This is a genomic window from Streptococcus sp. ALY_211, assembly GCF_058314555.1.
In genome coordinates, this window is sequence record NZ_JBZFUN010000003.1 from 88458 (window position 1) to 109889 (window position 21432).

At 43.2% G+C, this 21432-nt stretch carries 22 protein-coding genes; 18 read left to right on the plus strand and 4 right to left on the minus strand.

What is annotated here, in order from left to right:
* Positions 1–29 precede the first annotated feature (29 nt).
* Positions 30–1319, minus strand: coding sequence for a glutamate-cysteine ligase family protein (locus AC4HAJ_RS03690; protein ID WP_491078811.1), 1290 nt, complete (start codon positions 1317–1319; stop codon positions 30–32).
* A 324-nt stretch (positions 1320–1643) separates the two neighbouring features.
* Between AC4HAJ_RS03690 and pyrH the strand changes: the two genes are divergently transcribed.
* The 9 genes from pyrH (at position 1644) to sstT (ending at position 10551) form a co-directional block, all read left to right on the plus strand.
* Positions 1644–2375, plus strand: coding sequence for a UMP kinase (gene pyrH / locus AC4HAJ_RS03695; RefSeq protein ID WP_491078812.1), 732 nt, complete (start codon positions 1644–1646; stop codon positions 2373–2375).
* 18 nt (positions 2376–2393) lie between these two features.
* Positions 2394–2951 carry a ribosome recycling factor gene (gene frr / locus AC4HAJ_RS03700; protein ID WP_491078813.1) on the plus strand — a complete coding sequence of 186 codons (558 nt, stop codon included), beginning with the start codon at positions 2394–2396 and terminating at the stop codon, positions 2949–2951.
* A gap of 61 nt (positions 2952–3012) precedes the next feature.
* Complete coding sequence (locus tag AC4HAJ_RS03705; RefSeq protein WP_491078814.1) at positions 3013–3867, plus strand: CvfB family protein; 855 nt, start codon at positions 3013–3015, stop codon at positions 3865–3867.
* Between the two features lie 178 nt (positions 3868–4045).
* The gene (locus AC4HAJ_RS03710; protein ID WP_491078815.1) at positions 4046–4894 is read left to right on the plus strand and encodes a transporter substrate-binding domain-containing protein; all 849 of its coding nucleotides are present in this window, start codon (positions 4046–4048) and stop codon (positions 4892–4894) included.
* A 210-nt stretch (positions 4895–5104) separates the two neighbouring features.
* The gene (locus AC4HAJ_RS03715; protein WP_491078816.1) at positions 5105–5992 is read left to right on the plus strand and encodes a MetQ/NlpA family ABC transporter substrate-binding protein; all 888 of its coding nucleotides are present in this window, start codon (positions 5105–5107) and stop codon (positions 5990–5992) included.
* Between the two features lie 76 nt (positions 5993–6068).
* Positions 6069–7442, plus strand: a complete 1374-nt coding sequence (locus AC4HAJ_RS03720; protein ID WP_491078817.1) for a M20/M25/M40 family metallo-hydrolase — start codon at positions 6069–6071, stop codon at positions 7440–7442.
* Positions 7435–8496: a methionine ABC transporter ATP-binding protein gene (locus AC4HAJ_RS03725; RefSeq protein WP_491078818.1), complete on the plus strand. Its 1062-nt coding sequence runs from the start codon at positions 7435–7437 to the stop codon at positions 8494–8496. The genes AC4HAJ_RS03720 and AC4HAJ_RS03725 overlap by 8 nt, the downstream gene beginning before the upstream one ends.
* Positions 8493–9191, plus strand: a complete 699-nt coding sequence (locus tag AC4HAJ_RS03730; protein WP_491078819.1) for a methionine ABC transporter permease — start codon at positions 8493–8495, stop codon at positions 9189–9191. The genes AC4HAJ_RS03725 and AC4HAJ_RS03730 overlap by 4 nt, the downstream gene beginning before the upstream one ends.
* Before the next feature lie 133 nt (positions 9192–9324).
* Entirely contained in the window at positions 9325–10551 is a 1227-nt protein-coding gene (gene sstT, locus AC4HAJ_RS03735; RefSeq protein WP_491078820.1) for a serine/threonine transporter SstT, read from the plus strand.
* Between the two features lie 54 nt (positions 10552–10605).
* On the opposite strand, the gene AC4HAJ_RS03740 is transcribed toward sstT, so the two are convergent.
* The 3 genes from AC4HAJ_RS03740 to rsmG are packed head-to-tail and all read right to left on the minus strand — an operon-like array spanning position 10606 to position 13386.
* Positions 10606–11277, minus strand: coding sequence for a potassium channel family protein (locus AC4HAJ_RS03740; RefSeq protein WP_491078821.1), 672 nt, complete (start codon positions 11275–11277; stop codon positions 10606–10608).
* 10 nt (positions 11278–11287) lie between these two features.
* On the minus strand, positions 11288–12661 hold the full coding sequence (locus tag AC4HAJ_RS03745) for a TrkH family potassium uptake protein (protein WP_491078822.1): 1374 nt from the start codon (positions 12659–12661) through the stop codon (positions 11288–11290).
* A gap of 11 nt (positions 12662–12672) precedes the next feature.
* On the minus strand, positions 12673–13386 hold the full coding sequence (gene rsmG, locus AC4HAJ_RS03750; protein ID WP_491078823.1) for a 16S rRNA (guanine(527)-N(7))-methyltransferase RsmG: 714 nt from the start codon (positions 13384–13386) through the stop codon (positions 12673–12675).
* Positions 13387–13583: 197 nt separating this feature from the next.
* On the opposite strand from rsmG, the gene AC4HAJ_RS03755 reads away from it, so the two are divergent.
* From AC4HAJ_RS03755 to serB, 9 genes are all read left to right on the plus strand, one after another.
* The gene (locus AC4HAJ_RS03755) at positions 13584–14135 is read left to right on the plus strand and encodes a LemA family protein (RefSeq protein WP_491078824.1); all 552 of its coding nucleotides are present in this window, start codon (positions 13584–13586) and stop codon (positions 14133–14135) included.
* Between the two features lie 10 nt (positions 14136–14145).
* Positions 14146–15048, plus strand: coding sequence for a zinc metalloprotease HtpX (htpX, locus tag AC4HAJ_RS03760; protein ID WP_491078825.1), 903 nt, complete (start codon positions 14146–14148; stop codon positions 15046–15048).
* Positions 15049–15194: 146 nt separating this feature from the next.
* On the plus strand, positions 15195–15731 hold the full coding sequence (locus AC4HAJ_RS03765) for a YceD family protein (protein ID WP_491078826.1): 537 nt from the start codon (positions 15195–15197) through the stop codon (positions 15729–15731).
* 90 nt (positions 15732–15821) lie between these two features.
* Positions 15822–16499 (plus strand): response regulator transcription factor, encoded by a 678-nt coding sequence (locus tag AC4HAJ_RS03770; RefSeq protein ID WP_491078827.1) that lies wholly within the window; start codon positions 15822–15824, stop codon positions 16497–16499.
* Between the two features lie 101 nt (positions 16500–16600).
* A complete protein-coding gene (gene nrdR, locus AC4HAJ_RS03775) occupies positions 16601–17080 on the plus strand; it encodes a transcriptional regulator NrdR (protein ID WP_491078828.1) in 480 nt (159 codons plus the stop codon).
* Positions 17081–17082: 2 nt separating this feature from the next.
* Positions 17083–18258 (plus strand): DnaD domain protein, encoded by a 1176-nt coding sequence (locus tag AC4HAJ_RS03780; protein WP_491078829.1) that lies wholly within the window; start codon positions 17083–17085, stop codon positions 18256–18258.
* Positions 18259–19155: a primosomal protein DnaI gene (gene dnaI, locus AC4HAJ_RS03785; protein ID WP_491078830.1), complete on the plus strand. Its 897-nt coding sequence runs from the start codon at positions 18259–18261 to the stop codon at positions 19153–19155.
* Positions 19156–19190: 35 nt separating this feature from the next.
* A complete protein-coding gene (der, locus tag AC4HAJ_RS03790) occupies positions 19191–20501 on the plus strand; it encodes a ribosome biogenesis GTPase Der (protein WP_491078831.1) in 1311 nt (436 codons plus the stop codon).
* A 171-nt stretch (positions 20502–20672) separates the two neighbouring features.
* Positions 20673–21329, plus strand: a complete 657-nt coding sequence (serB, locus tag AC4HAJ_RS03795) for a phosphoserine phosphatase SerB (protein WP_491078832.1) — start codon at positions 20673–20675, stop codon at positions 21327–21329.
* Positions 21330–21432: the final 103 nt, after the last annotated feature.

A 21432-nucleotide genomic window follows, 5' to 3' on the forward strand; every position in this document is an offset into this window, starting at 1 on the left:
GGTTTTTAAAGATGAAAAGTCAATCCAAACTAGCGTAGGTAGTCAGATTTTAATTTGGCTATGAGATCAGCTAGATAACTTTCCTCACCATAACCACGTTGCCTGAGTCCACTTTCTGCACAGTCCAAGACACGTTGGCTAAGGGCGTGAATATCTTTTAAATAGTGTGACTCAAGTCTTGGTTTTGAGAAGTAGCGTCTCATAGCCCTGTAGTCATGATCAAAGGAGTGAAACAGCGGCTCATCCCTGAGGAGATCTTTGAGACGATTTAGATTGGCCATAAGACCTAAGTGAAAGGCAACAGGAACAAAAGACTGATCGAGTGCTTGAGCACAGGTGCTACGGAATTCAACAGTCCCCCGCTTGGTCAAGTCCTGATAGTGGTAGGCACGGTGCCAGCGAAAATCTTCGGGACGAGGGACGATGACATGTTGACTACCATCAAGAGCATAGGCTAAGACGCTCTCTTGAGCTAAAAAGTCTCTAGCACGAATCGGTGAAAAATAATAAATCTGACCATCACGCTCAACCGTGTATATCGAACTGAGCTCCAGCCAATCCAGATAGTCTTCTGTATCGGCAAACTCTCGTGGAAAAATGCCGACATTTTCTTCATAATAACCGTGCATAGATTGTTCCCAGAAAATATCTCTAGAAATCAGGGTGTCCCAGTCTGCACCGTCAAAGGGCGAATTGGCAAAAAGATAGGCCTTGACGGCTTCGACCTTGTTAAACGCATTGAGCACGTCTAAATAGTTAGCTGCCGTTACATCCAGCTGAACCTGATTGCCGCAGATAAAGCCTCCATAGTCTGGAAAATGGTGAAAGTCAGCTCTTTCTAGGGTCTTGCCAAGTTGTAAATAGCGCATGAGCATGAGGTAGCGAGAAGTCTTGATGGGACTATTATCATTCTCAGCCCAGCTTGGATGGATACCTTGTCCTTGGAGAGCATGCCCTCTTTCAGCTAGCCAAGGCTGGATGAGGGCCAGATAGTCCTTGAAGCGTCTCTCGATCTCTTCAATGTTTTCTGCTTTTTCAAAGGCAAACTCGATCACATTATAGGAAAATTCAAAGACGATATGGTCTTGACTGGGACTGTGAATCAGCTCAATAGCATGTCCATCTTGGTCACGTTTTCCAATCGTAAAAGCCTCTAACCCTCCAAGGTAGTCAAGAAGAGCCTTGGTGACATTAGTATTAGTCGAGGATTTATCCAGGCTAACAATGGGAAATTCAAATTCAACACCAATAAAGAGACGAGAATCTGTTTTTAGCCTAGTGAGATAGTTTTCTTGTAGTAGTTTTCGTGCATTTATCATTATTAGTCCTACCTTTGTGCATGCGGGTATCTATTACCGACCATTATAACAGAAAAATAAAATTGCTAGGGCCAATGGGGATAAGAGATTGGACTAAGTCAAACCTTATCCCCTATCTTAGAAGAAATTTTATCTATAAAACTGCTAGGAGAACACCTTTTTTTATGATAAAATAAATAGGATAAGGTCAAGTGGAGACACGGCTGTTTTCCTTAAGAAAGAGTGGAACTCCCTCATCTATTAGTATAGATGTTCCTTTCATAGTTCTAGGGAAAATACCGCTAGTGTCAATCATCACTTAAGATATGATAGAAGGAGAAGGAAATGGTAGAACCAAAGTATAAGCGCGTGCTGATCAAGCTCTCAGGCGAAGCCTTGGCAGGGGAAAAAGGTGTTGGTATCAATCTTCCTACTGTCCAAAAGATGGCTAAGGAAATCGCAGAAGTCCATGAGTCTGGCGTTGAGATTGCCTTAGTTATCGGTGGAGGCAATCTCTGGCGTGGAGAGCCAGCGGCCGATGCTGGTATGGATCGTGTTCAAGCCGATTATACAGGTATGCTTGGTACTGTCATGAATGCTCTGGTTATGGCTGACAGTCTCAAGCAGGTTGGCGTTGATACACGTGTGCAGACAGCTATTGCCATGCAGTCTGTAGCAGAGCCCTATATCCGGGGGCGTGCCCTTCGTCATCTAGAAAAAGGGCGCATCGTCATCTTTGGTGCTGGCATTGGATCCCCCTATTTTTCAACCGATACCACCGCAGCCCTTCGTGCAGCGGAAATCGAAGCTGACGCCATCCTAATGGCTAAGAATGGTGTTGACGGGGTTTATAATGATGATCCACGTAAAAATGCGGATGCTGTTAAGTTTGACGAACTGACCCATGTCGAAGTCATCAAGAAAGGGCTCAAGATTATGGATGCCACCGCAGCAACCATGTCCATGGACAATGATATTGATTTAGTAGTCTTCAATATGAATGAGCCAGGCAATATCAAGCGTGTTGTCTTTGGTGAAACCATCGGGACAACAGTTTCAAATAACCCATCAAAATAAGCAATAAGGAGAGAAAACATGGCAAACCCAATCGTAGAAACTGCAAAGGAACGTTTTACCCACTCACATGATTCCCTTGGTCGGGAATTTTCTGCTATCCGTGCTGGCCGTGCTAATGCTAGCCTTCTGGATCGTATCGAAGTGGAGTACTATGGTGCTCCTACTCCTCTAAATCAGCTAGCTTCCATCACTGTGCCAGAAGCACGTGTTCTCTTGATTTCACCTTTTGATAAGGGATCTATCAAGGATATCGAGCGTGCTATTAATGAGTCTGATCTTGGGATTAACCCCGCTAATGATGGCTCTGTCATCCGTTTGGTGATTCCAGCTCTGACTGAAGAAACTCGTAAAGAGTTAGCCAAGGAAGTCAAGAAGACTGGTGAGAACGCTAAAATTGCCATCCGCAATATCCGCCGTGATGCCATGGATGAAGCTAAAAAGCAAGAAAAAGCCAAAGAAATCACAGAAGATGAGTTGAAGACTCTGGAAAATGATATCCAAAAAGCGACGGATGAAGCGATCAAGAAAATTGATAGCATGATTGCTGAGAAGGAAAAAGAAATCCTAACAGTTTAATAATAAAAAAGATAGCCTGAGGTAGTCATGAACGTCTCGGGCTTTTTCAAGAGGATATAAGATGAATAACTTACTAGCGCAGACCATCATGGCTATGGTCACAGATGAAAATGACAGATTTTACTTTGCCCAAAAAGATGGGCAAACCTTAGCCCTAGATAAAAGCGAGGGAGAGTATGCCCTCGGTGATATGGTCCAGGGATTTGCTTATATGGATCAGCACCAAAAGTTGCGCCTGACCACACTTCCTATCACAGCGTCCCGTGATCGCTATGGCTGGGGTGAAGTGACAGAGGTTCGTCGTGATCTAGGTGTCTTTGTTGATACGGGACTTCCTGACAAGCAAGTCGTAGTATCCTTAGATGTCTTGCCAGAACTTAAGGAACTCTGGCCCAAAAAAGGGGATAAACTCTATGTCAAGCTAGAGTTGGATAAAAAAGACCGTATTTGGGCTACACCAGCAGATCCAGAAGTCTTCCAACATATAGCCAGACCAGCCTATGATAATATGCACAATCAAAATTTACGAGCGATTGTCTACCGCCTAAAATTATCTGGAACTTTTGTCTATCTGCCTGACAATAATATGTTGGGCTTCATCCATCCCAGTGAACGCTATCAAGAGCCTCGTCTGGGTGAGGAACTTCAGACCCGTGTTATTGGATTTAGACAGGCAGATCGTACACTTAATCTGTCATTGAAACCACGTTCATTTGAAATGTTAGAAAATGATGCCCAAATGATTTTGACCTACTTAGAGGCCAATGCAGGATTTATGACCCTCAATGATAAGTCCTCACCTGAGGATATCAAGGCGACGTTTGCTATTTCTAAGAGTCAATTTAAAAAGGCGCTAGGCAGTCTCATGAAGGCAGGAAAGATCAAGCAAGATTCATCAGGGACAGAGCTCCTGTGAGAAAATCCTGCTCGCCTGCTTCTTAGAGCTGTCTTAGTGCCAAGCCTAAACCAGCTAAGGTAGCCTGATATGAGGTAGGTGATAATTATTTTTTATCACCTTGATAAGTTATAAATATTTGTAGTCCTTTTGTAAAGGTGCTATGATTAATTCACTATATAACTAGAGGAGAAGTAACATGAAGCTTAAAAATATTTTGAAGATCAGTGCTGTTGCAATGGCTTCTGTTGCCATCTTGGCAGCATGTAGTTCAGGCAAGTCATCTTCTAATTCCGGAAAAGAGAAAGTTATCTTCGGGACAGTAGGGACTACTCGCCCCTTCTCTTACTCAGAAAAAAAGGGCGAGTTGACTGGTTACGATATTGAAGTCGCAAAGGCTGTCTTTAAGGATTCTGATAAGTATGAAGTAGAATTCAAAAAATCGGAATGGTCATCGCTCTTCACCAGTGTCCAGCAAGGTAAATTCCAAATGGCAGGTAATAATATTAGTTACAATGAAGAACGTAAGAACTTCCTCTATTCTAACCCTATTGCCAAAAATCCTTTGGTCTTAGCGGTTAACAAGGATAGCGGTATCAATAGTATTGATGATATCACTGGTAAGTCTACACAGGTTGTTGCTGGGACATCAACAGCTTCTATGCTAGAAGACTACAACAAGAAGAACAGTAATGATCAAACCAAGGTAAACTATACCAAGGAAGATATCAGTCAAATGCTGAGCAATGTCAACAATGGTAAGTATGACTATAAGATCTTTGAAACTCAATCAGTTAAATCAATTGTCAAAGAACAAAACCTTAAAGACATTAAACTGATCGACTTTGATACCAAAGATATCGGTGCTGATATTAATGACTCTGTTTATTTTGTCTTTGGAAATGATCAAAAAGACCTTCAAGACTTTGTCAATAAGCGTTTGGTAGAGCTTCAAAAAGATGGCACCCTGGCTAAATTATCTAAGAAATACCTAGGTAAGGAAGACTATGCACCAGTAGCCGATGAAATGAAAGTCCCTACAAAATAATAATTAATAATAGCGAGGTAGGAATCAATCCGTTTAGGATATGATCCTCCTTGTTTTTTATTTTTAAAAGTTATCCCAAATTCCCTCTTTTCTTCTGTCTAGAGACATCCTATAGTTTTTACCTATATGTATATACAATTATAAACAATTTGAAAGGACAAGAGGGCTGTGGGATAATAGGGACATAACTAATAGAAATGGAGACTAGCTATGACCTTTAAAAAATTTTTAGGTGCCTTTGGGCTCATCGCCCTAGCATCCATTATTCTTGTAGCTTGTGGTAATAAAGAAAGCGATAAAAGCACCCTGAGAGTCGGTGTTATGACTCTGGATGAAGTGTCTAAACCTATCTGGGATCAGGTTGCAAAAGATGCTGAGAAGGAAGGAGTCAAATTAGAGTTCGTAGAGTTTGCAAAATACTCTGAACCTAATGATGCGCTAGACTCTGGTGATATTGATGTCAATGCCTTCCAAACCTACGACTTCATGAATGAGTGGAACGATACTCATAAGACTAATATCGTTTCTGTAGGTGATACTTTGATCAGCCCTATCCGCCTCTTTTCTAAGACCAAGGGTAATAAAGCAGTTTACTCTGATGTCAAAGATATCCCAGATGGTGCTAAAATCGGTTTTAACAATGAAGCGTCTAACCAAAGCCGTGCCCTCTTTCTCCTACAGTCTGCTGGTTTGATTAAATTATCAACCAAAGAAGGGGACCTAGCAACAGTCAAAGATGTCACTGATAACCCACACAACTTTGATTTTACAACGGTTGATGGCGGTCAGCTTCCTAAGATTCTTCGCAGTGGTGATGTCGATGCTGCCGTTATTAATAACTCTTACGCTCAAGCCTCTAAAATCGACTATAAGACAACGATCTATACTGAAGATGTCAAAGGCGAAAGCTCTAAGAAATTTATCAATGTCATCAGTGCCAATGGCGATTGGAAAAAATCAGACAAGGCAGATGCTATCAAGACCTTAGTCAAGGTCTATCAAACGAAGAAAATTGGCCAATTAATTAGTGAATCATCAAATGGTGTTGATGTTCCAATCTGGAAGGGTGCCCCAGATACAACAGCATCAAGCAAGTAACAGCACCCTAGACGATACAATAGAGGTCTGGGACGGTTCGTCTCAGCCTCTATTTCGTGTTTTATGAGGAGAAAGCATGACAGTTTCCAGTCCAGATGAGCAGATTGAAAAATTTAGAAATGACGATATTGCCCAGCATTATTTTGAAGTCCTGCGGACCTTGATTGCCAAAAAATCTATTTTTGCTCAGCAGATTGGTTTAGCAGAGGTGGCAGCTTATCTAGGAGAGATTTTTTCCAGTGTTGGTGCCCAAGTGACCATCGATGAGTCCTATACAGCTCCCTTTGTTATGGCCAAATTCAAGAGTCCAAGAACAGAGGCGCCGACTATTATTTTCTACAATCATTATGATACAGTTCCGGCTGATAGCGACCAGCCCTGGACCCACGATCCCTTTACCTTGAGCATTCGAGATGGTTATATGTATGGGCGGGGTGTTGATGACGACAAAGGACATATTACGGCTCGTCTGACAGCCGTACGCAAGTACCTCCGTGAGGAGGGAGAGCTGCCGGTTAACATCACCTTTATCATTGAGGGAGCAGAAGAGTCAGCCTCTACGGATCTGGATAAGTATTTAGAGAAGTATCGCAATGAACTTATACCAGCCGATCTTTTGGTATGGGAGCAGGGAATAAAAAATAGCTTAGGCCAGTTTGAAATTTCAGGGGGCAATAAAGGAATTGTGACTTTTGATCTCAGTGTTGAGAGTGCAGAAGTAGATATTCATTCTAAATTTGGTGCCGTGATTGAATCAGCTCCTTGGTATTTGATCAATGCCCTTCAAAGTATGCGTGACCAATCAGGTCGCATCTTAATTGATGGGATCTACGACAAGGTCATTCCCCCGACTCAGCGAGAGCTGGATCTAGTGGAGACCTATGCCATTGAAAATGGGGAGCATCTCCATAAATTATATGGGCTGCGCCTCCCTACCCTTAAGTCAGAAAGACGTGATTTTCTAAAGACCTACTATTTTGAGCCAGCCTTATCCATCGAAGGGATCCAATCAGGATATCAAGGTCAAGGGGTCAAGACAATTTTACCCTCTCAGGCTAGTGCCAAGATGGAGATGCGTCTGGTGCCCGGCTTGACACCGGATTATGTCCTAGGATGTATCAAAGCCCATCTCAGAGATAAAGGATTTGATCGTGTCAAAGTGATCTATACCCTGGGTGAGGAAAGTCACCGCTCAGATATGTCCGCCGATGCTATTATTCGTGTAACAGAGCTGGCCAAGCAATTTTATCAAGCTGGTATCTCTATCTTACCGACCTCTGCAGGTACTGGTCCCATGCACAAGATGCACCGAGCACTTGGTATTCCCATGGCTGAGTTTGGTCTTGGCAATCCCAACAGCCGTGACCATGGGGGAGATGAGAATGTCTCCATTGCGGATTACTATACCCACATAGAATTGATTAAGGAGTTAATAAAATCTTATGAATAAACCCATTATATCCTTAGAGCATATTGATATCACCTTCCACCAGAAAAAACGTATCATAGAAGCCGTCAAAGATGTCTCAGTTGAGATTAATCAAGGGGATATCTATGGTATTGTCGGCTATTCTGGTGCTGGGAAATCGACCTTAGTTCGAGTCATCAACCTCTTGCAGATTCCAACTGCTGGAAAAGTGACAGTAGCAGGAGATGTTCTCTTTGATCAGCAGGAAGTTTCCTTTAAAGGGACTGCTTTGCGCCAAAAGCGTCAGGATATTGGTATGATCTTTCAACATTTCAATCTCATGTCTCAAAAAAATGTACGAGACAATGTCGCTTTTGCCCTCAAGCATTCCCATTTGAGTAAGGAAGAAAAGGCTAAAAAAGTCGAGGATCTCTTACACTTAGTTGGGTTAGAAGATCGCTCAGAAAATTACCCTGCCCAGCTTTCAGGGGGGCAAAAACAGCGGGTAGCCATTGCACGTGCCCTAGCTAATGACCCTAAAATTTTGATTTCAGATGAATCGACCTCTGCCTTGGACCCTAAAACGACTAAGCAAATTCTGGCCTTGCTAAAGGATCTCAATAAAAAACTCGGTTTGACGGTCGTCATGATCACTCATGAAATGCAGATTGTCAAGGATATCTGCAACCGTGTAGCCGTTATGCAAAATGGTCACCTGATCGAGGAAGGCAGTGTTTTAGATATCTTTGCTAATCCAAAAGAAGAGCTAACTCAAGACTTTATCAAGACAGCAACCGGTATTGATGAAGCACTGGACAAGATTAACCAGCAAGAAGCTGTTGAAAATCTGGCTGCAGGAGACTATCTAGTGCGCTTACGCTATGCAGGTGCCTCAACGGATGAACCCTTGCTTAATACCATTTACAGAGAATTTCAGGTCACAGCCAACATTCTCTATGCCAATATTGAAATCTTAGACAATACGCCTGTGGGTGAGATGATCGTCGTGCTGTCTGGCCAGCAGGTCTCAGAAGCACTCAAGGAGATTGAAAAATCAAACGTTAGTGTTGCCATTCTGAAAGGAGATCGTGCATGATGGATTGGATTAAAACATATTTGCCAAATGTCTATGATATTGGCTGGACAGGTGGCTTAACTGATGGTTGGTGGGATGCTATTAAGGCAACCCTCTATATGACTTTTTGGGGCTTTCTCATCGGTGCGACAGCCGGTCTGATCGCAGGGTTATTTTTAGTCTTGATGGGTCCTCGTGGTGTGATTGCTAACCGTCCTATCTACTGGATTTTGGACAAGTTCGTTTCGATCTTTAGGGCTATCCCCTTTATTATTTTAGTAGCAGTTTTAGGTGGTTTCACTAAGGTACTGGTGGGCTCCACCATCGAAGCTACTGCAGCGATTGTTCCCCTATCTTTTGCGACTTTCCCATTCTTTGCTCGTCAGGTACAGGTGATCTTTTCTGAGTTAGACTCAGGCGTCATCGAAGCCTCTCAAGCGAGTGGAGCCAACCTCTGGGACATTATCAAGGTCTACTTAAGCGAGGGACTACCAGAGCTGGTTCGTGTTTCTACCGTGACACTGATCTCAGTTGTTGGTGAGACAGCCATGGCAGGAGCCATTGGTGCTGGTGGTTTAGGAGATATGGCTATCAATATTGGGGATCAGTATAACCAAACGGATGTCACTTTAGTAGCGACCCTGCTGATTTTATTGATTATCATCATTATCCAATTTTCTGGTGACTGGCTTTCACGAAAGATCAGCCACCGTTAGTCTCGCTAGAAAGGCCATTAGGCCTTTTCTTATGAAAATGAGATTGACCTGCTACTAGAATTATATTATGATTAGAGGGTCTATAGTGAAAACTTTCTGATAATAGGCATTCGATAAATAAGGAGATCTTCTGATGAAACATATCTTTACAGTCTGGAATCGTACCAGTCTGCTCAAGCGCATCGCTATCGGTGTCCTGCTAGGTGCTATTCTAGGGATTGTTGCCCGTAAGGCTACGATTATTGGACTTTTAGGTGAGCTATTTGTAGGTGGACTTAAAGCGGTAGCACCGCTCTTAGTGTTTGCCCTCGTGGCCAATGCTTTATCGCAAACACGCGAGGGTCAAAAGTCCAATATGCTGACTATTGTCTTACTCTACCTATTTGGGACCTTTGCAGCGGCCTTGAGCGCCGTTGTTTCCCATTATATCTTTCCTATCACTATCCCTCTTTCAGAGCAGGCAGCGAAAGCTGCCTCCGACGTAGCTCAGTCGCCTAAGGGCATTGGCTCTGTTTTTCAGTCCCTTCTTTTAAATATGGTAGACAATCCAATCAATGCCATTGCCCAAGCAAACTATATCGGTGTTTTAGTTTGGGCTGTTGTCTTTGGATTTGCCATGCGTACAGCCAGTGAGCACACCAAGGATTTGCTCAATACCATGGCTGAAACAACCAGTCAGGTGGTGCGGTGGATCATTAACTTAGCCCCCTTTGGTATCCTCGGTTTAGTTTTTAAGGCCATCGCTGAAAATGGTGTCGGAATCCTCTCCAAGTACGGCGTTTTGATCCTAGTCCTGGTTGGTACTATGATCTTTGTAGCCTTGGTAGTCAATCCTTTAATTGGATTTGTCATGATGGGACGAAATCCCTATCCTTTGGTTCTGCGCTGCCTGCGTGAGTCTGGGATTACAGCCTTTTTCACACGCTCATCCGCAGCTAACATTCCTGTAAATATGAAGCTCTGTGAGGACCTAGGCCTAGACCCAGATACCTATTCAGTGTCTATTCCGCTAGGATCTACAGTTAATATGGCGGGTGCAGCTATCACTATCAATATCTTGACACTGGCTGCTACAACCACCCTTGGTATCCATGTTGACTTTCTGACAGCCCTTCTTCTCAGCGTTGTCGCAGCAATTTCAGCCTGTGGTGCTTCTGGAGTGGCTGGGGGATCCTTGCTCTTAATCCCAGTAGCCTGTAGCTTATTTGGGATTGATAATGATACAGCCATGCAAGTTGTGGGAGCTGGTTTTATCGTTGGTGTTATCCAAGACTCGTGTGAAACAGCCCTTAATTCGTCAACAGATGTTTACTTTACAGCAGTGGCTGAATACTCTTCTTGGAAGAAAAAAGCTGCTTAAACTATAAAAAAGAGGCTGAGACAAAAGTTCTCAGCCTTATTTATATGGTCAATTTTATTTGATACGTTTCAGAGCATCATATTTTTCAAAGGTATCAGAACCAGTGACAGCAATCAGAATAGCCTGATCTGTAAAAGTAGTATCAGGTGATAGATCTGTTTGCAAATCCCCCTTGGGATTGAGGCGATAACCGATGACATTGAGATCGTATTTTTGGCGAAGATTGAGCTGGCTAAGAGAATGATTCTTCCAGGATTGGGGCAGTGTGAACTCTAGCAGGCGTAAACCATCCTCTATATAAAAGATATTTTGGATATGCTCACGCATCAGATTAGCGGCTAAACGCAGGCCTGTTTCTCGTTCAGGTGAGATGACCTGATCTGCCCCTATTTCATGCAGAACCTCCTCAAAAGTACTACTTTTAGCTTTGGCAACAATATAAGGAACCTGCAATTTTTTACAGTGCATAAGAGCTAATACTGAACTTTCCAAATGATTACCTGTAGCGATAATGACCTTCTGGCACTCTGCAATACCTGCATTCTTGAGGGTATCAAGATCAGTGATATCGCCGATAATAGCCTTACTAACCTTATCAGCTAAAGGTTCGACATGCTCAGGATTGTTATCAATAGCGATGACTTCTTGACCAGATGCCGCTAATTTTTCAGCAGCAGTGGAGCCAAAGATACCTAGACCTAAGACTCCGATGATGTGTTGTGACATAGCGTCCTCCTTATCCTAATGTGAGATCTGTTTTAGCGTAGTTAATGGTTGTCATAGTCTTTTGACGTAAGCTGAGAAGAACAGTGATCGGACCGACACGTCCAATAAACATCAAGGCCATGATAACCCAACGTCCCCCTGCTGAGAGATGACTAGTAATATCCATAGAGACTCCCACAGTAGCTAAGGCACTGCAGACTTCAAAGAGTAAGCGAAAGGGTGAGAGATCAGGCTCCAGCTCTAACAGGACAACATAGGCACTTAGTAAAACCCCCAAGAAAGCAACCAAGATAGTCATAGCCTGCTTGATGAGCTGGGTTGAGAGGGTTCGATGATAAACACTGACCTTGCTCTGTCCCAAAAATTCTGCCCGAATCACTAAAAAGACGATAGCTGTGACAATCAGCTTTATCCCTCCAGCCGTACCGCCGGGAGCTCCACCGATCAGCATTTGAATCATAAAGAGAACATTGGAAGAATGTCCAGCTTGCGTGTAGTCAATCGTAGCAAAGCCAGCTGTCCGCATGGTTACAGTCTGAAAGAAGCTGACCAAGACTTGCTGGCTCCCCTTGAGATTAGCTATAGTTGCTGGATTATCCCTTTCGAGTACCCAAGCCAAAAGACTTCCTCCTAGGAGAATTACAGCTGTCATGGCTAAGACCAGGCGGGTCTGGACGCTTAGCTTTCTCAGAGCTACTTTAAGCTGACGAGGTTTTTGAGAGAGATAGCCTTTTGTCAAGTCGATCAAGGCCATCCAATTCTGAAAGCCAAAACCTCCAGCAAAGATAGCAAAAGCAACTGCTAGATTGATGACCCAGTTGAGCTTATAATTGATGAGACTGCTGTTGCCTAGGTTATCAAAGCCAGCATTACAAAAGGCAGAGATGGCTAAAAAGAGGCTGTTGAAGATCCCGTTTCCTAGACCAAAGCGTGGAATAAAATCAACCATTAGTGTCAAAGCTACCAAGGCTTCTAAGCTAAAAGTGATTTTATAAATTCGAAAGAGATGCTCCTTCAGATCAGCATTTGAGTTATTACCTATAGAGGATTGGAGGAGCTCCTGATCTCTAAGCGAGAGCTTGAGGTTGATACTATAGTAACCCACTGCAATCAAACTCACCAGACCAAGTCCACCGATCTGCATCAGTAGCATGACTAGGAGCTGACCAAGTCCATTGTAGACTTCTCCGACAGCAAAGACAGATAAGCCCGTGACACAGACCATAGAGACCGTATTAAAGAGATGATCTAAATAACTAGTACTAGGAGCTTGGTCATAATGCATGATTGGCAAGGACAAAAGAAGACTACCGATTAGAATGACAGCCAGAAAACTCAAACTAATCATCTGAACGATAGAAAGATGTCTGAAAAACTTAGTCATGACCTGGCTCCTTAGAGTGGTTTTTTATTAGGCATACCAGCACGGCGTGGGTATTTATTGGGAGTTTCCTTTTTCTTTTCAACCACCGTGATAGTACGCTTGTCCCCGTTTGGCAGTTGATAAGTGCTATTGTCAAGTACTTGGCTAAATAAGGCTGAAAGAGCTGTCTTAGACTGGCTGACTTCTTCATCAGCAGCTGCCGCCTTGAGAGCGATTAACTGCCCCTTGACCTTGAGAAAGGGAATGGTCAACTCAAGTAGAACCTGCAAGCGAGCAACAGCGCGAGCAGTAACCAAGTCATACTGAGCACGGAAGATTTTGTCTTGCCCGAAGTCCTCAGCGCGTCCATGGTAGAAGTGGACACCTGATAAGTCCAATTCCTCAGCTAATGCCTTAAGGAAGGTGATACGCTTGTTGAGCGAGTCGATAATGGTCACTTCAATCTCTGGACAAAGAATTTTCATAGGCAGACTGGGAAAGCCGGCACCAGCTCCTATATCTAATAACTTAATGGAAGAATTGCTGATACGTCCTTGAAGCACCGGTGCTAGTGAATCATAGAAATGCTTGAGATAGACCTCTTCCTCATCAGTAATGGCAGTGAGGTTGATCTTTTCATTCCACTCAATGAGTAGGTGAAAATAGCGGTTAAACTGCTCTTTTTGATGGTCGGTAATATCAAAGCCATCCTCAGCTAGACGCTGATAGAATTCTTGGGGAGTCATAATTTTACCTTTCTTATATCGTGATCGATCTCTCTTATTCTATCATTTTTTTAAAAGACATGATATCTTTCTAACCCTAGATGATACTAGCGGTAAGAAAGGGATAAATAGCACTAAAAAACTTTATATTACTACTTAGCATGGTATAATGAGAGGAATAGGGAAACAACTATAATTACCCTTATGGAGGAAAACACATGATACCATGGATTATTTTAATCATTCTTATTGTTCTCGTTATTTTTGCTGTCATTAGTTACAATGGCTTAGTACGTCTGCGCATGCAGACCAAAGAATCTTGGAGTCAAATTGATGTTCAACTCAAGCGTCGTAATGACCTGATTCCCAATCTTATTGAAACAGTGAAGGGCTACACAGCTTATGAAGAAAAGACCCTCACTCAGATTTCTGAATTGCGCACCCAGGTAGCTAAGGCTCAAACACCAGCAGAAGCCATGCAGGCCAGTGATGCCCTGACAAGACAAGTTTCTGGCATCTTTGCAGTGGCAGAAAACTATCCAGATCTAAAAGCTAACACGAGCTTTGTCTCTCTTCAAGAAGAGCTAGCCAACACAGAAAATAAGATTTCTTACTCACGTCAGCTGTTTAATTCAACAACCGCTAATTACAATACCAAGTTGGAAACCTTCCCTAGCAGTATCATTGGGAAACTCTTTAACTTTAAACCCTCACAATTTCTTGAAACAGCCGAGGAAGAAAAAGCTGTGCCAAAAGTTGATTTTAATTGAGGTCTAGCCTATGCTCTATCAACAAATCGCCTCAAATAAACGCCGCACTTATCTATTGCTGCTCCTATTTTTTAGTCTATTGAGCCTGATTGGTGCAGCAGCGGGTTATCTCTGGCTAGGCTCCAGCTATGGCGGTGCCATAATTGCTTTTGTGATCGGCTTGATCTATGCGGCTTCTATGATTTTTCAATCTACCAATGTGGTCATGTCCATGAATGGTGCCAGAGAGATTAGTCCCAAGGATTACCCAGATTATTATCATATCGTAGAGGATATGGCGCTCGTTGCACAAGTCCCCATGCCCAGAGTATTTGTTATCCAGGATCCATCTTTAAACGCCTTTGCGACAGGCTCATCACCAGATAATGCTGCCGTTGCTGCAACGACAGGTATTCTGGCAGCCTTGAATCGTGAGGAGTTGGAGGGAGTGATCGGTCATGAAATCAGCCATATTCGCAATTATGATATCAGGATTTCAACCATCGCAGTGGCGCTAGCCAGTGCGATTACCCTGATCTCAAGTATTGGAACGCGTATGCTTTGGTGGGGTGGTGGCACCTCTCGTCGCTCTAACGACAATAATAACAATAGCGGTAGCCTCGGTGCCTTGATGCTGGTCTTTTCATTAGTAGCGCTGATTTTAGCCCCTCTAGCAGCCAGTTTAGTTCAGTTGGCGATTTCCCGCCAGCGTGAATACTTGGCAGATGCCAGTTCAGTTGAATTGACCAGAAATCCCCAAGGCTTGATCAATGCCTTGCGCAAATTAGACCAATCCCAGCCCATGAGCCATCAAGTTGATGATGCTAGTGCTGCTCTCTATATCAGTGACCCTAAGAAAAAAAGAGGGATGCAGGCATTATTCTTTACTCACCCACCGATAGAAGACAGAATTGCCCGCCTGCAAAAATCATAATCTTTACAGCAGTATGTCGATTTAGAGAAACTTGCTGACATGTAAAGAAATTGCAAACTATTTCTGTTATATTAAAGGGCAATAGCGCTGGATCCAATCAACCCAGATTTAAAATACAGGGATTACTTGATTGTTAAGGAGAAGACATGTTTTATACGACGGAATTAAAAAAGAACCCAGATGGGATTCACTTCGATGAACAGCTTGCTATCGAAGAGGAGTTGAAAAGGCGAAATTCGGACATCTCGGCAGTGAGAGATGTAGTAGCTAAGGGATTGGTCAATTATGATGACGGCCTTTTCTTGCTAAACTATGACCTCTCCTATACACTGACTCTCCCGTCAAGCCGCTCTATGACACCAGTAGAGTTAGCGATGTCCTTTTTTGTATCAGAAGTGTTTATTGAAGGTTCAGATGTCGCCTCCAAGCAAGAATTAGTCGATGATGATCTGGTCTTAATACTAGAGTCAGATGAGATTGATTTAGCTGAGAGCGTTATGGATAATATTCTTTTGAATATCCCTCTCAAGGTATTAACAGATGAGGAAGCTGCAAGTGATACGCTCCCTTCCGGACAGGATTGGACAGTATTGACCGAATCGCAGTACCAATCCCTTCAGGAAGAGAAAAAGGCAGCAAGCAATCCTTTTGCAAGTTTGGATGGCTTGTTCGATGATGAATAGGTTTAGGATTTATAAATGGTGTGGAAGTGTTATCATTAGACATTTCCGCTTTTAACCATAGATTAGGAGATTATGAAATGGAGGTTGACGATGGCTAAGAGAATCCTTATGATTGAAAACGAGAGGCCAGTCTCTCGTTTAGTATCGCTGAAGCTACAAGAAAAGGGCTACCAAGTAAAAACGAGTCAGGCTAGCCAAGATGGGCTAACGACAGCTTTTAACAAGGGTGTTGAACTGATCTTTATTGATCACAATCTCTTGGATGATCAAACTTTTGGACAGCTTAATCAGCTAAAAAAAGAGCGAAGGATAGCCATCGTGATCTTGGTAGACAGAGAAGGCTTATCTAGTCTGCCCAAGCAGGTAGAATCTCTGTCTGATGGGCTCTTAGTTAAGCCATTTACTGTCGAAGAGGTATTAGCCCTTGTTGAGGAACTTTTATCCCAAAGGGTCCCCCAACAATCGCATGCTGTCTCCTCCTATCGTGATTTGATTCTAGATGAATCCAACCGTGCCGTTATTCGTCGAGGAGAATCGATTCCCTTGACCAACCGTGAGTATACCCTCTTATCCACCCTGCTAAAAAACCGTAATACTGTTATGGGACGTGAAGAACTATTGGATATCGTGTGGGGCCAAAGTGAGGGCACCGTTGAAACCAATGTTGTCGATGTTTACATTCGCTATATTCGTGGAAAGATCGACATTCCAGGAGAGGAATCCTATATCCAAACGGTTCGCAGTAGAGGGTATGTCATAAAAGGATGAAAAAGTCCTTCAATACGAGCTTGACCTGAGTGTCCAGCTTTTTTTATACCCTAAATTATGGTACAATAAGCTACCAGAAAAGAAGATAGGATGGGGATTGTATGCGTTGTCCCAAATGTAATCATAATAAATCCAGTGTTATAGACAGTCGTCAGGCAGATGATGGTCAAACAATTCGACGACGTCGTGAGTGCGATAACTGTGGTGCTCGCTTCACAACGTTTGAGCGTATTGAGGAGATGCCACTCCTAGTGGTCAAAAAAGATGGTACCAGAGAGCAATTTTCCAGAGATAAGATTCTCAATGGCATCATCCAAAGTGCCCAAAAGCGCCCGGTCTCAAGTGATGATATCGAAAAAGTTATCAGCCGAATTGAGCAAAAGATCCGCAGTGCATATGACAGCGAGGTATCCAGTGAGGTCGTCGGAAACTTAGTGATGGATGAATTGGCGGATCTTGACGAAATCACTTACGTACGCTTTGCCAGCGTCTATCGTAGTTTCAAGGATGTCGATGAGATTGAGGATCTCCTACAAGAGATTACCAGTCGTGTTCGTAGCCGCAATAAAAATAAAGGATAAGCATGAAACCGATTGATGATTTTTCTTTTTTAAAGAATAATCAAGTCAGCCGAGATATGACCAACTTGATTCGTCTCTACCTGCCTATTGTGGGGAGTGATGCAGTGATAGTCTATCAGTATCTGACTAGTTTTTATGATGATGGCAAGAGACGCCATAAAATTTCAGATATTTTAAATCATACTCTTTTTGATCTGCCGCGTTTTGAGAAAGCTCTGGCTATTTTGACTGGGATGGATTTGGTGACCTTGTATAAGGATTTAGACCACTACCTTATTAAGCTCAAGGAGCCCTTGGATACTGATCAATTTCTATCCCATGCTGTCTACCGCAGATTGTTGGCTAGCCATATTGGGGATCTAGCTGCTTCAGAGCTTCTTCCCGAAGACTTAGCTCAAAGAGACCTTCAGGATCTTTCTAAGAAATTCTCAGAAGTCTTCTCTGACAAGGGAGATATTGACCTCCAGCCCACACGCATGAAAAATGATTTTGATCTGGAGAGTTTCAAGCAGCGCATGCTGGCAGACGGCCTCAGCTTTAACCAAGAAAAGCAGGATGTTATTGCACTGTATAACCTATCTGAACGCTTTAAGTTAACCTGGTTTGAGCTTTATCAGCTAGCCAAAGATACAGCCAGTCGGCATAAAATCATGCCAAAACGTATCCTGGCCAAGATTGAGCAGCCTCAAGAAGCGGCGCTATCAGATTTGACTCAGCAGGAACAAATCGTTCTAAAGGAAGCCCAAACAACATCGGCTGATCATTTCTTAGCCAAGATAAAACAAGGCCGGCAAGCCATGGTGGTGACCAGTGATGAGCGGAAAATTTTAGCGGAATTAGCTGAAATGAGCTTTTTAGATGAAGTGATCAATATCATGGTTCTCTACACTTTTAATAAAACCAAATCAGCCAATCTCAATCGTCGCTATATCATGAAGTTGGCCAATGACTTTTTGTATCAAAAGATCAAAACGGCCCAATCAGCTATCCTTAAGATGAGAGAGAATCAGTCTCAGTCCTCTGCTAGTGCTAGTAAGCAAAAACCTCAAAAGAAGGGCAGCAGTGTTCCTGAGTGGAGCAATCCAGATTTCAAGGAAGAGACCACACCAGAAGAGCAGAAAAGACTGGACGATATGAAGCGTCAGATGTTAGCCAAATTAGGAAAGGGGGATGACTAGATGGAACCTGTAGGAAAAACTATAGCCGAACAAATGAGTGGTCGTATTGATCTTAATGAACTGACCAATCAGATTATGACGGATCCTGTTATTGCAGCCTTTATCGCAGAACATCAGATGTCCCAAGAGCAAATCAAGCGCAGCTTACCGAAGTTTAACCAATATCTAGGTGAGCGCTTTAAGTATCAGACTGCAGATCAATCCTACAGTGCTAAAGGCTATGAGCCTATCCTTGTCATGAACGAGGGTTATGCGGATGTCTCTTATCGTGAGACCAAGGCCTTAAAGGAAGCACAAACTCAAAAAGCTATTGCAGATCGTATCCAGGTTGTCAGTCTGCCTAAATCCTATAAAACAATTACTTTTGAAGAAGTGGATTGGACTGGAAGTCGTGCCCAAGTACTAAAAGACTTAGTAGAATTTGTAGCCAATTATCCTGATCCCCAACAAAAGGGACTCTACCTCTATGGTGATATGGGAATTGGTAAATCCTTCATGCTAGCAGCTATGGCTCACGAGCTATCGGAGAAAAAACAGGCTCAAACGACGCTGCTTCATTACCCTAGCTTTGTGATTGATATCAAAAATGCTATCACTAGTGGCAGTGTCAAAGATGAAATTGATGCTGTTAAGTCTGTACCAGTCCTTATATTAGATGATATTGGAGCGGAACAGACGACATCTTGGGTACGTGATGAGGTCTTGCAGGTTATCTTGCAACATCGTATGCTTGAAGAATTACCAACCTTCTTTACGTCAAATTACAGCTTTGACGATCTAGAGGCTAAGATGGGAAATATCCGTGGAACAGACGAAAGTTGGCAGAGCAAGCGTGTGATGGAGCGGATACGCTATCTAGCAAAACCAGTCCATCTCCAAGGAGAAAACCGTCGCTAAATACAAAGTACAGATAGATTCAGAAAGGAAAGCAAATGGCTTTACCAACAGTTGCTATTGTAGGGCGTCCTAATGTTGGAAAATCGACCCTCTTTAACCGTATTGCCGGTGAGCGTATCTCTATTGTCGAGGATGTTGAAGGTGTCACACGTGACCGGATCTATACCAAGGCTGAGTGGCTCAATCGCCAGTTCAGCCTGATTGATACAGGAGGAATTGATGATGTAGATGCTCCTTTTATGGAGCAGATTAAGCACCAGGCTAATATCGCTATGACAGAGGCCGACGTTATTGTCTTTGTGGTCTCTGGTAAAGAAGGCGTGACGGATGCAGATGAGTATGTCGCAAAGATCCTCTACCGCACGCACAAACCTGTGATATTAGCAGTCAATAAAGTAGATAATCCAGAGATGCGCAGTGACATTTATGATTTCTACTCATTAGGACTTGGGGATCCCTATCCGGTATCTTCCACGCATGGTATTGGCACCGGTGATATTTTAGATGCTATTGTCAACAATCTTCCAACCGAAGAGGAAGAGGAAAACCCTGATATCATACGTTTTAGCCTGATTGGACGCCCTAATGTAGGAAAATCCAGTATTATCAATGCTATGCTAGGCGAAGAGCGGGTCATCGCCAGTCCTGTTGCTGGTACTACCCGTGATGCCATCGATACAGATTTCGTGGATAGCCAAGGCCAAGAGTACACCATGATTGATACAGCGGGCATGCGCAAGTCTGGTAAGGTTTATGAAAATACTGAAAAATACTCTGTCATGCGCTCCATGCGAGCTATTGATCGCTCAGATATCGTCCTTGTTGTGATTAATGCACAAGAGGGCATCCGTGAGTACGATAAGCGAATTGCAGGTTTTGCGCATGAAGCTGGGAAAGGAATTATCCTTGTCGTCAATAAATGGGACACCCTTGAAAAAGACAGCCACACTGTTAGTCAGTGGGAGGCTGATATCAGAGATAATTTTCAGTTTCTTTCCTATGCCCCAATCGTTTTTGTTTCGGCTAAGACCAAGCAGCGCTTGAACAAACTACCAGAGCTCATTAAGCGCATTAGTCAAAGTCAAAATACTCGCATTCCATCTGCAGTCCTCAATGATGTGATCATGGATGCCGTAGCCATCAATCCAACACCGACAGACAAGGGTCGTCGTCTTAAGATTTTTTATGCTACTCAGGTAGCTGTCAAGCCACCGACTTTTGTGATCTTTGTCAATGAAGAAGAACTCATGCACTTTTCTTATTTGCGCTTTTTAGAAAACCAAATCCGAGAATCTTTCGAATTTGAGGGGACACCGATCCACCTTATCGCACGCAAACGCAAGTAGTTTTGTAAGAGAAGGATATTCATTATATTTTAGTAAAAAGGGTCAGAAGCCTAACAAAGGCATCTGACCCTTTTTTACGAATGATAAGGAGAAAAAGTCGGGGCTTCCTTGATGGAAAAGCCCTCGTTTGCTATAGTAAAAGAAATAGTCGAGCAGATAAAGGAGACAATAATGACAACAGTTAAAGGACTCTTAGTTATGGATGTGGACTCCACTCTAATAGAAGAAGAGGTCATTGATTTATTAGGTCATGAAGCAGGGCTAGCAGATCAGGTAGCTCACATTACTGCGCGTGCCATGCAAGGCGAGTTGGATTTTAAGCAAGCTCTAGCAGAGCGTGTTGCTTGCCTGAAAGGGCTGCCACAAACTATTCTAGATAAGGTTTATACCCAGATCCATTTAACACCTGGCGCTAAAGCTTTGATTGAGGAAATGCATGAACGTGGTTATAAAATTGGTCTGGTTTCTGGAGGGTTTCATGAGACGGTTGATCGTTTAGCCAAGGAACTGGACATTGATTATGTTGAGGCCAATAGTCTAGAAGTTGTCCAAGGGAGGCTGACCGGTCGTACTCAGGGCACAATCGTCACGAAAGAGGTCAAACTGCAAAAACTTAAGGAATGGGCGGACAAGAATCATCTGTCCCTCTCCCAAACGATTGCAATGGGAGACGGCGCTAACGATCTCCCCATGATCCAAGCAGCAGGGATCGGGATTGCTTTTTGTGCTAAACCGATTGTTCAACAGCAAGCAACCTACCATATTGAGGAGCGAAATCTCTACAAGCTAGTAGAGCTGATTGATCACATTAAAAAAGGATATGAGTAAGTCGTGCGAAAAAAGCATGATCCTAAATTTCCTTATTCTCTTACTGCTTAGGCTCAATCTCCAACTAATCCCTGTCGCTGCAATCTCAATGCCTAACGGCTAG

Bases quoted from the DNA above. Each gene is read 5' to 3' on its own strand.
- AC4HAJ_RS03690 (WP_491078811.1), bottom strand. From the start codon at position 1,319: ATGATAAATGCACGAAAACTACTACAAGAAAACTATCTCACTAGGCTA.
- pyrH (WP_491078812.1), top strand. From the start codon at position 1,644: ATGGTAGAACCAAAGTATAAGCGCGTGCTGATCAAGCTCTCAGGCGAA.
- frr (WP_491078813.1), top strand. From the start codon at position 2,394: ATGGCAAACCCAATCGTAGAAACTGCAAAGGAACGTTTTACCCACTCA.
- AC4HAJ_RS03705 (WP_491078814.1), top strand. From the start codon at position 3,013: ATGAATAACTTACTAGCGCAGACCATCATGGCTATGGTCACAGATGAA.
- AC4HAJ_RS03710 (WP_491078815.1), top strand. From the start codon at position 4,046: ATGAAGCTTAAAAATATTTTGAAGATCAGTGCTGTTGCAATGGCTTCT.
- AC4HAJ_RS03715 (WP_491078816.1), top strand. From the start codon at position 5,105: ATGACCTTTAAAAAATTTTTAGGTGCCTTTGGGCTCATCGCCCTAGCA.
- AC4HAJ_RS03720 (WP_491078817.1), top strand. From the start codon at position 6,069: ATGACAGTTTCCAGTCCAGATGAGCAGATTGAAAAATTTAGAAATGAC.
- AC4HAJ_RS03725 (WP_491078818.1), top strand. From the start codon at position 7,435: ATGAATAAACCCATTATATCCTTAGAGCATATTGATATCACCTTCCAC.
- AC4HAJ_RS03730 (WP_491078819.1), top strand. From the start codon at position 8,493: ATGATGGATTGGATTAAAACATATTTGCCAAATGTCTATGATATTGGC.
- sstT (WP_491078820.1), top strand. From the start codon at position 9,325: ATGAAACATATCTTTACAGTCTGGAATCGTACCAGTCTGCTCAAGCGC.
- AC4HAJ_RS03740 (WP_491078821.1), bottom strand. From the start codon at position 11,277: ATGTCACAACACATCATCGGAGTCTTAGGTCTAGGTATCTTTGGCTCC.
- AC4HAJ_RS03745 (WP_491078822.1), bottom strand. From the start codon at position 12,661: ATGACTAAGTTTTTCAGACATCTTTCTATCGTTCAGATGATTAGTTTG.
- rsmG (WP_491078823.1), bottom strand. From the start codon at position 13,386: ATGACTCCCCAAGAATTCTATCAGCGTCTAGCTGAGGATGGCTTTGAT.
- AC4HAJ_RS03755 (WP_491078824.1), top strand. From the start codon at position 13,584: ATGATACCATGGATTATTTTAATCATTCTTATTGTTCTCGTTATTTTT.
- htpX (WP_491078825.1), top strand. From the start codon at position 14,146: ATGCTCTATCAACAAATCGCCTCAAATAAACGCCGCACTTATCTATTG.
- AC4HAJ_RS03765 (WP_491078826.1), top strand. From the start codon at position 15,195: ATGTTTTATACGACGGAATTAAAAAAGAACCCAGATGGGATTCACTTC.
- AC4HAJ_RS03770 (WP_491078827.1), top strand. From the start codon at position 15,822: ATGGCTAAGAGAATCCTTATGATTGAAAACGAGAGGCCAGTCTCTCGT.
- nrdR (WP_491078828.1), top strand. From the start codon at position 16,601: ATGCGTTGTCCCAAATGTAATCATAATAAATCCAGTGTTATAGACAGT.
- AC4HAJ_RS03780 (WP_491078829.1), top strand. From the start codon at position 17,083: ATGAAACCGATTGATGATTTTTCTTTTTTAAAGAATAATCAAGTCAGC.
- dnaI (WP_491078830.1), top strand. From the start codon at position 18,259: ATGGAACCTGTAGGAAAAACTATAGCCGAACAAATGAGTGGTCGTATT.
- der (WP_491078831.1), top strand. From the start codon at position 19,191: ATGGCTTTACCAACAGTTGCTATTGTAGGGCGTCCTAATGTTGGAAAA.
- serB (WP_491078832.1), top strand. From the start codon at position 20,673: ATGACAACAGTTAAAGGACTCTTAGTTATGGATGTGGACTCCACTCTA.